Genomic DNA, 12,190 nt, shown 5'->3' on the forward strand with positions numbered 1-12,190 from the left:
GACTTTTGATGGGCGATTTGCGTGAACAGATCGTCGGGGTGGCTGGTATGCGTTAGGTTGTCCCCGTGCACGGGAACCTGGACGAGATCGACGAGCGGCTCGTCCGCGCCCTGCACGAGGACGGCCGAGCCTCTTACGAGACGCTGGCCCGCCTGGTCGGGCTGGCCCGGTCCACCACGAAGGCCCGCGTGCAGCGCCTGCTCGGCGAGGGCGGGCTCCGGCTGGTCGGTGCGATCCACCCGGCGGTGTTCGGGCTGCACCAGCTCGGCCACGTGACCATCGAGACCGACGGCCCCGCGGGCCCGGTCGCGCGGCAGGTCGCCGAACTCGGCGAGGTCTCCTTCGTCACCACCACCGCGGGCCGGTTCGCCGTCACCGCCGAGCTGCGCACGGCCGACCTGGAGTCCTTCGCCCGCGGCCTGGCGCGCGTGCAGGCCGTGCCCGGGGTGCGCGCGCTGCAGACCATGACCTACCTGCGCATCTGGAAGGACCCCTACTTCCCGCCCGGGCCGCTGGAGAGCCCCGGCCCGCTCGCGCACATCGAGCTCGACGCTCACGACCACGCGTTGCTGGCGCACCTGCGTGCCGACGGCCGGGCTTCCTTCGCCGAGCTGGCGAGTGTCACCGGCCTCTCCGCGGGCGCGGCGCGTGCCCGGGTGCTGCGGCTGCTGGAGACCGGGGTGGTCCACGTCGGCGCGCTCGTGCGGCTGACGCCGCTGAGCCGTATCCACACGATGGGGTTCGCGCTGGACGTCAACGGTGACACCGAACCCGTGGCGCGCAAGATCGCCGCGCTCGACGAGATCGACTGCCTGGCCACCGGGATCGGCTGGTGCAGCGGAATCGGCACCATCCGGGCCGGCTCACTCGACGACGTGCTCGCCACGCTGGAGCGCGTGCGCGGCCTGCCGGGCGTGCGAACGGTCGAGGCGTGGACGCACCTGCGGGCCATCAAGGAGGAGAACGACCGGGCGCTTCCGCTGGCCGAATAGGTCTGGACCGGGAAATCGGTCGTGGCGCGGGGCTTGGCGGCCGTAGGGTGCGGGGAGCGGCGGCCACGAGTCCGTGCTGCACCGGATTCCCTGAGGAGGGATGGCGTTGGCTCAGGCACCGGACGGGACGGGCAGCACGCTCCGTTTCCGCGTGGCGGGCGAGGGCGGCGGGCAGGTGTGCTTCGAACCGGCGGGGATGTGCTACGACCTGGCCGACGGCGAACACGTGTGCGCACTGCTCGACGAGACCCAGATCCGCGCCCTCGAAGTGACGTACTGGCCCGGCGGGATCTCGGTGTGGGTGCGCGGCAGCTTCACGACATCGGACCACCAGGGCAACGAGCTGCACCACCTGTGGGGCGGGTGAGCCGGACACCGTGATCGAAATCCGCAACTTCCTCCGCCGCGAGGACGGCACCTTCGAACCACTCCTCGCGACCTCGGATCCGCCGGAGGACCCCCTCTACGTCGAGGGCGCCATCGAGCTGGTGATCGACGGCGTCGAGATCATGGGCCTGACGCACTGGGACCTCGTCGACCAGTTGTGGGCCTACATCTGCACCCTGCTCGCCCGGCTGCCGGCCGAGCAGCGGGTCTCGACGTTGTTCCCCGACATGCCGGTCGAGTTCGCGATCGAGCGAATCGGCGGAGGGCGGGTGCTGGTCAGCTGTTCGGGCGGCCGCGAGGTCCGGCGGACCTCCGTCGGCGAAGCGGAACTCGTGGAAGCCCTGAGCGCCGGGGCCCGGCACGCGCTCGGCCTGTTGAGCGCGCTGCTGCCGGAGAACGCCGAGGACTACCGGCACGATCTGTCCCAGCTGCCTCCCGCCAAGTCCACATGAGACCGGGGCACGTACCCGGGGTAAGAGGCGTTCGGCCCTAGCCGGGGTGGTCGTGGACCGGGTGGGATCGGGCCGGTGCAGACCGATTTCACCGCCGTGCCGGACTGGTTTTCCTGGGAGAACAGCGGCGCGTCGATCGCCACCGCGGGCGGGGACCTCGTGCTCCTGATGGTCGACAACCCGCCCGGCCAGAACGCCGCCTTCTACCGCCTCGGGCGGGGGCTCGACGACACCGGCGCCCTGACCGGCGGGTGGACCGCCTGGCAGCCGGTGCCCGACTGGTTCTCCTGGGAGAACGACGCCGCCGGGGTCGCCGTGGCCGACGTGAACGGCGACGGTGAACCCGACCTGATCGTCTACCTGGTCGACGCGCCGGACGGTCCGAACCAGGCGTTCTACCGCGTCGGCTGGTCGCTCGACCGGGACACCGGCGCGGTCACCGGCGGCTGGACGCCCTGGCAGCCGGTGCCGGACTGGTTCGCCTGGCTCAACGCGGGCGGGGACATCACCGTCGCCCGCACCGCCGCCGGCCCGCAGCTCGTCGTGCTCATGGTCGACGCGCCCGAGGGCGCCAACGCCGGCTTCTACCGCAGCGGCACCCTGAACCCGGACGGCGTGGTGACGGACTGGCGACCGTGGCGAGCCGTGCCCGACTGGGGGTTCTGGGACAACCAGGGCGCGGCCGTCGCGGTCGCCGACCTCGACGGGGACGGCAACGACGAGCTGATCGTCCTGACCGTCGACAACCCGGCAGGCCAGAACCGCGCGCTGTGCACGATCGGCTGGCGGCTCGACGACGACGTGCGGCCCGCGGACGGCTGGGGACCGTGGATCCCCGTGCCGGACTGGGGGTTCTGGGAGAACCAGGGCTGCGGCCTCGCCGTCGCCGGGTTCGGCGGCGAACCGCACTTCGTCGTGCTGGCCGTGGACGACCCGGCCGGGCAGAACGCCGCGCTGCACCGGTTGCTGCACCCGCTCACCGACCTGCACATGGCGCCCGAAATGGGGGTGTGGCGCCTGCTGGAACGCGACTCCGGCACGCTCGCCGTGCACGCCGCGCTGCTGCGCACCGGGGACGTGCTGTTCTTCGCCGGGTCGAGCAACGACCCCGACCGGCACCACGCGCACCTCTACGGCACCACGATCTGGCACTACCCCGGCGAGGAGGTCGAGCAGCCGCACACGCCGGTCGACCTGTTCTGCGTCGGCCACGCGTTCCTGCCCGACGGACGGCTCCTCGCCGCCGGCGGCACCGGGCAGTACGACCCGTTCCTCGGCCTGCGGCAGTCGGTCGCGTTCGACCCCGACACCCTGACCTGGACGGCGCAACCGGACATGGCGGGCGGCCGGTGGTACCCGTCGCTGCTCGCGCTGGGGGACGGGCGGGTCCTCGCCGTCGCCGGGCTCGACGAGACCGGCATGCTCAACACCGTCCCCGAGGTCTACACCGAAGGCGCGGGCTGGACCACCCGGCCCGGGTCGGCGCACTGGCCCATGTACGGGCACCTGTTCCTGCTCGCCGACGGCCGCGTGTTCTACAGCGGCGGCCAGTACGGCAGCAACAACGGGGTGCGGCCTGGCGTGTGGGACCTCGCTTCAAACGCGGTGACCGACGTCCCGGGCCTGCCCGACGCGGGGCTACGCAACCAGTCCGCGAGTGTGCTGCTGCCGCCCGCGCAGGACCAGCGGGTGATGATCATCGGCGGCGGGCCGTGGGACATGCACGACCACTCGGGCGCGACCGCCTCGGCCGCCATCGCGGACCTGTCCGCCTCCGCGCCCCGCTACACGCCCGCGGCGGACCTGCACATGGCGCGGATGCACCTGTGCGCGACGCTGCTGCCGGACCGGACCGTGCTGGTCAACGGCGGTTCGATGATGGAGGAGCACGCGGCCGCGGCGGCGCTGGAGGCCGAGATCTTCGACCCGGTGAGCGGGACGTGGACGATGGCCGCGGCGAGCCGGGTGCCGCGGCTGTACCACTCGGTGGCGCTGCTGGTGCCGGACGGCAAGGTCGTGACCGCGGGCTCCAACCCGGCGCGCAAGACCGAGGAGATGCGCATCGAGGTGTTCTGGCCGCCGTACCTGTTCGCCGGCCCGCGCCCGCTGGTCGTGGTGACCACGCCCGAGGTGCACTACGGCGGGACGCTGGAGGCGGACGTGCCGGACGCGGCGGACATCGCGAGCGCGTCGCTGATCCGCCCCGGCGCCACGACCCACTCCAGTGAGCTGGAACAGCGACTGGTGGACCTGCCCGTGACCGTGGCCGGGACGGACCGGCTCCGGATGCGGCTGCCCGGCTCGCCGGAACTGGCGCCGCCGGGCTGGTACCTGCTGACGGTGGTGAACCACGCGGGTGTTCCGTCACCCGCGGTGTGGGTGCGGCTGAGCCCCGGGTGATCCCACCCCTCACGGAGATCACCCGGGGCGGGTCTCAGCCCAGTGCCGGCACCGCCAGGCGGCGTTCGTTCGCCGTCGCGTCGTCGGGCGCTTCCTGCGCGGTGCGTTCCGCCTCGACGCGCGCCCGGTAGTGCGCCACCTCGCGGTCGCGCCGGTCGGCGGTCCAGCCCAGCTCCGGGGCGATCAGGTCGGCCACCGCCGGGGCCGCCGCCAGTCCGCGGTCCCGCTGCTCGATCGAGATCCGCGTCCGCCGCGTGAGCACGTCCTCCAGGTGCAGCGCGCCTTCGTGCGTCACCGCGTACACCGCCTCGGCCTTCAGGTAGTCCGGCGCGCCGGGGATCTCCTCGCCCAGCTCCGGCCGCTCAGCGACCAGCGCGAGGACCTCCTCGACCGCCGTGCCGTACCGGCCCAGCAGGTGCTCGATCCGCGCCACCGGCAGACCCGCCCGCCGCGCGAGCGCGTACCGGCCCTCCCAGACCTCCGCGTACCCGCGCGCGCCCACGATCGGCAGCTTGTCCGTCCACGACGGCGGCGCCGGACGGTCCACATCGGACATCGCCGCGTCGACGGCGTCGGCGGCCATCACCCGATACGTGGTGTACTTCCCGCCGGCCACGACCACCAGCCCCGGCACCGGGTGCGCCACCGCGTGCTCCCGCGACAGCTTCGTGGTCGCGGTCGCCTTCGCCGCCAGCAGCGGCCGCAGCCCGGCGTACACGCCCTCGATGTCGTCGTGCGTCAACGGCTTGCGCAGCACCGCGTTCACGTGGTCGAGCACGTAGTCCACGTCCGCGCGGCTGGCCGCCGGGTGCTCGCGGTCCAGGTCCCACTCGGTGTCCGTGGTGCCGACGATCCAGTGCGGGCCCCACGGGATCACGAACAACACGCTCTTCTCGGTGCGCAGGATCAGCCCGGTGTCCAGGTCGATCTTCTCCCGCGGCACCACCAGGTGGATGCCCTTCGACGCGCGCACCGTGAACGGCTTCTCGATGCCGGCGGCCTCGGCGATGTCGTCGCTCCACACCCCGGTCGCGGCGATCACCACGCGCGCCCGCACGGTGATCTCCGCGCCGCTCTCCCGGTCGGTGACCCGCGCGCCCACGACCCGCTCGCCCTCGCGGACCAGCGAGGTCACGCGCGTCCTGGTGACCACCGCCGCGCCCTGGTCGGCGGCCGTGCGCGCGATCATCATGGTGTGCCGGGCGTCGTCGACCTGCGCGTCGTAGTACTGGATCGCGCCGATCAGCGCGTCGTCGGCCAGGCCGGGCGCCACCTCGAACGCGCGCCGCCGGCTCAGGTGCCGGTGCCGCGGCAGCGCCCGCGCCCCGCCGAGCGTGTCGTACAACGTCACCCCGGCTCCGATGTACCCGCGCTCCCAGACCCGGTGCTGGAGCGGGACCAGGAACTTCACCGGCCGCACCAGGTGCGGCGCGAGGGTGCGCAGCAGCAGCCCGCGTTCCCGCAGCGCTTCCCGCACCAGCTTGAAGTCCAGCTGCTCCAGGTAACGCAGCCCGCCGTGGATCAGCTTGCTCGACCGGCTGGATGTGCCCGCGGCCAGGTCGCGGGCCTCGACCAGGGCGACCGACAGCCCGCGTGAGGCCGCGTCCAGCGCGGCGCCCGCGCCGGTCACGCCGCCACCGACGACGAGCACGTCGAACTCTTCGTTCGCCAGCCGCCGCAGCGCGTCGCCGCGGTAGGCGGGGGACAGGGGTTGGGACACGGCTCTCTCCTCTTTTCCAAGCGTGGTGCCGGAGCGGCGAGCCGCGTGTGGCGGCGCCTTGGGCGGGCGCCGCCACGCAGGCCGCTCCGGCACGGGATTCACTCGACGTCGACCCAGTCGAGGGTGCGGCCGACGGCCTTCTGCCAGCCGGCGTACCCCTCGGCGCGCTGGGCGTCGTTCCACGACGGCTCCCAGCGCCGGTCCTCGTTCCAGTTCTGTTCCAGCTCGTCGGTCGACTGCCAGAACCCGGCGGCCAGCCCGGCCGCGTAGGCGGCCCCGAGCGCGGTGGTCTCGGCGACGACCGGCCGGGACACCGGCACGCCGAGGATGTCCGCCTGCAGCTGCATGCACAGCTCGTTCGCGGTGACGCCGCCGTCGACGCGCAGCACGTCGAGCGTGACGCCGGAGTCGTTCTGCATGGCCTCCACGACGTCGCGCGTCTGGTAGCAGATCGATTCCAGGGTGGCGCGCGCCAGGTGGGCGTTGGTGGTGGCGCGGGTCAGGCCGACGATCGCGCCGCGGGCGTCGGACCGCCAGTACGGCGCGAACAGCCCGGAGAACGCCGGGACGAAGTAGATCCCGCCGTTGTCCTCGACCTGCCGGGCCAGCGTCTCGCTCTGCGAGGCGCCGCTGATGATGCCGAGCTGGTCGCGCAGCCACTGCACGGCCGACCCGGTGACCGCGATGGAGCCTTCCAGCGCGTACACCGGCTTGTCGTCGCCGAACTGGTAGCACAGCGTGGTGAGCAGCCCGTGCTTCGACCGCACCAGCTCGTGGCCGGTGTTGAGCAGCAGGAAGTTGCCGGTGCCGTAGGTGTTCTTGGCCTCGCCGGGCCGGAAGCACACCTGGCCGACGGTGGCCGCCTGCTGGTCGCCCAGCACGCCGGTGATCGCGATCTCGCCGCCCAGGGGGCCGTCAGCGCGGGTGGTGCCGAAGTGGCCGGACGACGGCTTGATCTCCGGCAGCATCCGCCGCGGGATGCCGAAGAACGACAGCAGCTCGTCGTCCCAGTCCAGCTTCTCCAGGTCCATCAGCATGGTGCGGGAGGCGTTGGTGACGTCGGTGACGTGCACGCCGCCGTCCACCCCGCCGGTGAGGTTCCAGATCAGCCAGCTGTCGGTGGTGCCGAACAGGGCGTCGCCGTTCTCCGCGTCGGCCCGGACCCCGTCGACGTTCTCCAGGATCCACTGCAGCTTGCCGCCGGAGAAGTACGTGGCGGGTGGCAGGCCGGCCTTGCGGCGGATCACCTCGCCCTGGCCGCCGCGCTCCAGCGCGGAGGCGATGCGGTCGGTGCGGGTGTCCTGCCAGACGATGGCGTTGGTGTAGGGGCGGCCGGTGCGCCGGTTCCACACCACGGTGGTCTCGCGCTGGTTGGTGATGCCGAGCGCGGCCAGGTCGGCGACCGTCAGGTTGGCCTTGGTCAGCGCGCTCGCGATCACCGCGCGGGTGCGCTCCCAGATCTCGGTGGGGTTGTGCTCGACCCAGCCAGGGCGGGGCAGGATCTGCTCGTGCTCCAGCTGGTGGCGGGCGATCTCGTTGCCGCCGTGGTCGAAGATCATGAACCGGGTGCTGGTGGTGCCCTGGTCGACGGCACCGACGAAATCGGGCATGGTCACTCCTTCGTGAACTCAGGCGGTGGGCTCGAGGGCCTTGGCGGGCCCGATGTCCTCGGTGCGGGGCAGGTGGCGGCTGATGAAGTACTTGTAGATCGCGCCGCCGATGACCGCGCCGACGATCGGCGCGACGATCGGGACCCACCAGTACGGGTTGCCGTACTGGTCGCTCCACGCGGTGTCGTAGCCGGTCAGCCAGGACGCCAGGCGCGGGCCGAAGTCGCGGGCCGGGTTGATGGCGTAGCCGGCGTTGGTGCCCCAGGCCATGCCGATCGCGACGACCAGGAAGCCGACGACGACCGGGCCGAGGTTGGCCGCGGGCGCGGTGTTGCGCAGGTCGGTGATGGCGAAGATGACCAGCGCCAGGATCGCGGTGCCGATCACCTGGTCGCGGAAGGCGCCCCAGTCGCCGACCGGGAGTGTGCCGTTGCCCGGCAGGGTGGAGAACACGCCCTGGGTCTTGATGGTCAGGCCCGGGTCGACGGCGTTCAGGACCTCGGTGTAGTTCCAGCGCACCAGCAGCGCGGCGACGAACGCACCCGCGGTCTGGGCCAGCGCGTAGGGTGCGACCTTGCGCCAGGAGAAGCCCTGGAACACGGCGAGCGCGACGGTGATCGCGGGGTTGAGGTGGGCGCCGCTGATCCGCGAGGCGACGTAGACGCCCAGCGTGACGCCGATGCCCCAGGCCCAGGCGATGCTGTCGTGGTCCCCGATGCCGGCGGCCGACACCTGGGCCACCACCCCGCATCCGAACAGGATGAGGATCATCGTCCCCACGAACTCGGCGGCGAGTTCGCCGGCGAGTCCGCGGGCCTTGAGGCTTCGCGTCATTGCTTCCTCCACAAAGGACCGGTTCCCCCCATTGGTGACGCCGAAGCTATGACCGGCGGTGAGACCGCGGCAACGCGCGGTGGTCGGCATTGTCGAACACTCGGAAGTGCGGTTCGACATTGTCGAACCCGGTGCGGGCGGGTTAGGGTCCCCGCTGTGCCGGGTCCCATCCAGTCCATCGAGCGCGCCGCCGCGATCCTCCGGCTGCTGGCGCGTGGTTCCGGGCGCCTCGGCGTCGTGGAGATCGCCGAGTCGCTCGAGCTGGCCAAGGGCACCGCGCACGGCATCCTGCGCACCCTGGCCGGCGTCGGGTTCGTCGAGCAGGACCGCGACACCGGCAAGTACCAGCTCGGCGCCGCCCTGCTGCACCTGGGCAGCAGCCACCTCGACGTGAACGAGCTGCGGTCGCGGGCGATCAACTGGGCCGACGCGCTGGCCGCCCGCAGCGGCGAGGCGGTGCGGATCGGCGCGCCGCTGGAGGGCCGGGTGCTGGTGGTGCACCACGTGTTCCGCCCGGACGACAGCCCGCAGACCCTGGACGTCGGCGCGATGCTGCCGCTGCACGCCACCGCGCTGGGCAAGGTGCTGCTCGCCTACGACGCCGCGCTGCTGGCGTCCTGGCACGCGGCCGGGCCGGAGGCCTACACCCGCCGGACCCTCCCGCCGTCCGCGGTCGCCCGCGCGCTGGCCGAGGTGCGCCGGGCCGGGTGGGCGGCCGAGCGCGGTGAGATGGTGCCGGGCGAGGCCGGGATCGCCGCGCCCATCCGCGGGCACGGTGGCATCGTGGTCGGCGCGATCGGCGTGTCCGGCGCCGAGGACCGGATCTGCGAGCCGAGCGGGCACCCGAAACCGCGGCTGCTGGAGCAGGTCCGCGACGCGGCCAGGGCGGTTTCGCGCGACCTCGTCGCGTCCCGGTGAGGAGGAGGTGATCCGGTGCAGCACTACGTGATGGCGGTCGACCAGGGCACCACGTCCACCCGGTGCATCCTGTTCGACGCCCGCGGGCGGCTGGTGTCCGTGGCGCAGCGCGAGCACCAGCAGCACTTCCCGCGTCCGGGCTGGGTCGAGCACGACGCTACCGAGATCTGGCGCAACCTCGGCCGGATCGTGCCGCAGGCGCTGGCCGACGCCGGTATCGGCGCGGAGCAGGTCGCCGCGCTCGGGATCGCCAACCAGCGCGAAACGACCGTGCTGTGGGACCGGCACACCGGAGCCCCCGTCGGGCGCGCGATCGTGTGGCAGGACACCCGCACCGACGCCATGGTCGAGGCGCTGGCGCGGGAACCGGGCGCGGACCGCGTCCGGCGCCTGTGCGGGCTGCCGCTGGCGACGTACTTCTCGGCGCCGCGCATCCGCTGGCAGCTGGAGCACACGCCGGGCCTGCGTGAGCGGGCCGAGCGCGGGGACGTGCTGTTCGGCACGATCGAGAGCTGGCTGATCTGGAACCTCACCGGCGGGCCGGACGGCGGGGTGCACGTCACCGACGTCACCAACGCCTCGCGCACGATGCTGATGAACCTGCGCACGTTGTCCTGGGACGACGAGCTGCTGGAGTTCTTCGACGTGCCGCGGGCGATGCTGCCGGAGATCCGCTCGTCCACCGAGGTGTACGGCACGACGTCGCGGGTGGTGCCGGGGATCCGGATCGCCGCCGCGCTGGGTGACCAGCAGGCCGCGTTGTTCGGCCAGACCTGCTTCGCGCCGGGCGAGGCGAAGTGCACCTACGGCACCGGCAGTTTCCTGCTGCTCAACACCGGGACGACCCCGGTGCTGTCCACGCACGGCATGCTCACCACGGTCGGCTTCCGCATAGGCGACGAGCCCGCGGTGTACGCGCTGGAAGGCTCGATCGCCGTCACCGGGTCGCTGGTCCAGTGGTTCCGCGACGGGCTCGGCCTGATCGGCAGCGCGCCGGAGATCGAGACGCTGGCGCGCACCGTCGAGGACAACGGCGGCTGCTACATCGTGCCGGCGTTCTCCGGGTTGTTCGCGCCGCACTGGCACAGCGAGGCGCGCGGGGTGATCGCCGGGCTGACCTCGTACATCACCAAGGGGCACCTGGCGCGGGCGGTGCTGGAGGCCACCGGCTGGCAGACGCGTGAGGTGGTCGAGGCGATGAACGCCGACTCCGGGATCGCGTTGTCCACGCTGCGCGTCGACGGCGGGATGACCGCGGACAACCTGCTGATGCAGTTCGTCGCGGACGTCCTGGACGTGCCGGTGGTGCGCCCGATGGTGGCGGAGACGGTGTCGCTGGGCGCGGCCTACGCGGCGGGTTTGTCGGTGGGGTACTGGCCGGACCTGGAGGGGCTGCGGCGCAACTGGCACCGGGCGGGCCAGTGGCTGCCGGAGATGGACCCGTCCCGCCGCGAGCGGGAGTACGCGCACTGGCGGCAGGCGGTGGAGCTGACGTTCGGCTGGACGCGCCCGTCCCCGGCGGCGACGCCCGGCACCGACGTGACGGAGCTGGTGCAGGCCGACCACCGGCGGATGGAGGAGCTGTTCCGCGAACTGCGCAACGACGAGGCCGACCGGGCCGCGCTGGCGGGTGAGCTGGTGTCGCTGCTGACCGCCCACGCCACGGCGGCTTCGCGCGTCCTGCGCGCCGTCGTGCCGGACTTCGCGGCGGACGCGCGGGCCGCGCTGGACCCCGGCCCGGAGGGGGAGAAAGCGTTGCTGCGCCTGGAAAGCATCGTGGCCGAGCACATCCGCGCCGTCGAGCGCGGCCTGCTCAACGAGCTGCGGCGGACGGTCTCCCCGGCGGAGCGGATCGGGCTGGGCCGGGCGTTCGCGGCGGAACGCGCGCGTCGGCTGCGCTGAGCACCCGGCGATCCGCGGCGACGGCTGCGGACGAGGGTGTGACCGCACTGCACGGTCTCACGTTTCGCACTGTCGGCCGCCTACCGTCAGGGCTACCTGTCGGGCACGGGCGACGTTGTGGGTGCGCTGTTCAGTCAGTGTGGCGGAGCTGGATCGGAGCGTGGCGTTCGCTCCGATCCAGCCCCGAGAAGGGCGCCGGCGACACGCCGCAGCGCGACCACGACGGTGGCGATCCACTGCCGGTTCGGTTGCCCGCGGTCGCCTTGGCCGTCGGGCACCGACAGTGTCCGTGCCCAGCCCGTCGGGAACGCGACCAAGGGCGTTCCGGCCGCCGCGCCGGAGCGGTCAGCGCGTCAGGTCCGCCACCGTCGGCGCGATCGTGCCGAACAGGTCGCCGATCGTGGTCAGGGCCGCGGTCTGCAGCGTGCCCGCCGCCACCGCGGTGCCGTCCGGGGCGGGCAGGGCCCGGGTCGCGGTGGCCTCGGCGACGATCGTCGGGCGGTAGCCGCGGTTGAAGGCGCCCTGGGCGGTGAACGTGACGCACATGTGGGTCATGAAACCGGCCAGCACCAGGTCCGTGCCGGAACCCAGCTCGCGCAGCACCTTCTCCAGCTCGGTCTCGTGGAAGGCGTCCGGGAAGCGCTTGACCACCACGGGCTCACCGTCGGCGGGCGACACCTCGGGGCTGGTCGCGCCGATCTCGGCCCGGATGTCGTACGGGCTGCCCGGCCCGCCGTCGTTGAGCACGTGCACCACCGGCGCGCCGGCCGTGCGGGCCGCGGCGAGGAGGCGGGCCCCCGCGGCGAGGGCGGGCTCCGCGCCCTCGAGGGTCATCACCCCGGTGCGGTAGGTGTTCTGGAAGTCGATCAGCACGACGGTGGTGTCGGCGAGCCGGGGCAGCTCGGCGCCGAGGCCGAGTACCTCCCGCAGGGTCGGGGAAACGGGCATGACGGAACTCCTTCTGGGCAGGGAAAC

The 12,190-nt window shown here is 72.8% G+C and carries 10 protein-coding genes; 6 read left to right on the forward strand and 4 right to left on the reverse strand.

What is annotated here, in order from left to right; all coding sequences use genetic code 11:
• Positions 1-65: 65 nt before the first annotated feature.
• From ABZ215_RS23520 to ABZ215_RS23535, 4 genes are all read left to right on the forward strand, one after another.
• A complete protein-coding gene (locus ABZ215_RS23520) occupies positions 66-992 on the forward strand; it encodes an Lrp/AsnC family transcriptional regulator (RefSeq protein ID WP_354951583.1) in 927 nt (308 codons plus the stop codon).
• A 100-nt stretch (positions 993-1,092) separates the two neighbouring features.
• Complete coding sequence (locus ABZ215_RS23525) at positions 1,093-1,359, forward strand: hypothetical protein (RefSeq protein WP_237334744.1); 267 nt, start codon at positions 1,093-1,095, stop codon at positions 1,357-1,359.
• 10 nt (positions 1,360-1,369) lie between these two features.
• Positions 1,370-1,831: a hypothetical protein gene (locus tag ABZ215_RS23530; protein WP_354951586.1), complete on the forward strand. Its 462-nt coding sequence runs from the start codon at positions 1,370-1,372 to the stop codon at positions 1,829-1,831.
• A gap of 75 nt (positions 1,832-1,906) precedes the next feature.
• The gene (locus tag ABZ215_RS23535) at positions 1,907-4,231 is read left to right on the forward strand and encodes a galactose oxidase-like domain-containing protein (RefSeq protein WP_354951588.1); all 2,325 of its coding nucleotides are present in this window, start codon (positions 1,907-1,909) and stop codon (positions 4,229-4,231) included.
• A gap of 34 nt (positions 4,232-4,265) precedes the next feature.
• On the opposite strand, the gene glpD is transcribed toward ABZ215_RS23535, so the two are convergent.
• The 3 genes from glpD to ABZ215_RS23550 form a co-directional block, all read right to left on the reverse strand.
• Entirely contained in the window at positions 4,266-5,951 is a 1,686-nt protein-coding gene (gene glpD / locus ABZ215_RS23540) for a glycerol-3-phosphate dehydrogenase (protein ID WP_020422812.1), read from the reverse strand.
• 98 nt (positions 5,952-6,049) lie between these two features.
• Complete coding sequence (gene glpK, locus ABZ215_RS23545; RefSeq protein WP_020422811.1) at positions 6,050-7,561, reverse strand: glycerol kinase GlpK; 1,512 nt, start codon at positions 7,559-7,561, stop codon at positions 6,050-6,052.
• Positions 7,562-7,579: 18 nt separating this feature from the next.
• Positions 7,580-8,395 carry an MIP/aquaporin family protein gene (locus tag ABZ215_RS23550; RefSeq protein WP_020422810.1) on the reverse strand — a complete coding sequence of 272 codons (816 nt, stop codon included), beginning with the start codon at positions 8,393-8,395 and terminating at the stop codon, positions 7,580-7,582.
• A gap of 156 nt (positions 8,396-8,551) precedes the next feature.
• Between ABZ215_RS23550 and ABZ215_RS23555 the strand changes: the two genes are divergently transcribed.
• Positions 8,552-9,313, forward strand: coding sequence for an IclR family transcriptional regulator (locus ABZ215_RS23555; protein WP_354951590.1), 762 nt, complete (start codon positions 8,552-8,554; stop codon positions 9,311-9,313).
• Between the two features lie 30 nt (positions 9,314-9,343).
• Positions 9,344-11,215, forward strand: a complete 1,872-nt coding sequence (glpK, locus tag ABZ215_RS23560; protein WP_354951630.1) for a glycerol kinase GlpK — start codon at positions 9,344-9,346, stop codon at positions 11,213-11,215.
• Between the two features lie 345 nt (positions 11,216-11,560).
• Here glpK (ABZ215_RS23560) and ABZ215_RS23565 read toward each other — a convergent pair whose 3' ends face one another.
• Positions 11,561-12,163, reverse strand: a complete 603-nt coding sequence (locus ABZ215_RS23565; RefSeq protein ID WP_354951593.1) for an isochorismatase family protein — start codon at positions 12,161-12,163, stop codon at positions 11,561-11,563.
• Positions 12,164-12,190 lie beyond the last annotated feature (27 nt).

Origin of the sequence: Amycolatopsis sp. NPDC006131, assembly GCF_040614175.1 — a bacterium.
Classification (GTDB): domain Bacteria; phylum Actinomycetota; class Actinomycetes; order Mycobacteriales; family Pseudonocardiaceae; genus Amycolatopsis_E; species Amycolatopsis_E tucumanensis.

Coding starts and splice junctions, on each gene's coding strand:
- ABZ215_RS23525 (WP_237334744.1), top strand. CDS start 1,093: ATGGCGTTGGCTCAGGCACCGGACGGGACGGGCAGCACGCTCCGTTTC.
- glpK (WP_020422811.1), bottom strand. CDS start 7,561: ATGCCCGATTTCGTCGGTGCCGTCGACCAGGGCACCACCAGCACCCGG.
- ABZ215_RS23550 (WP_020422810.1), bottom strand. CDS start 8,395: ATGACGCGAAGCCTCAAGGCCCGCGGACTCGCCGGCGAACTCGCCGCC.
- glpK (WP_354951630.1), top strand. CDS start 9,344: ATGGCGGTCGACCAGGGCACCACGTCCACCCGGTGCATCCTGTTCGAC.
- ABZ215_RS23565 (WP_354951593.1), bottom strand. CDS start 12,163: ATGCCCGTTTCCCCGACCCTGCGGGAGGTACTCGGCCTCGGCGCCGAG.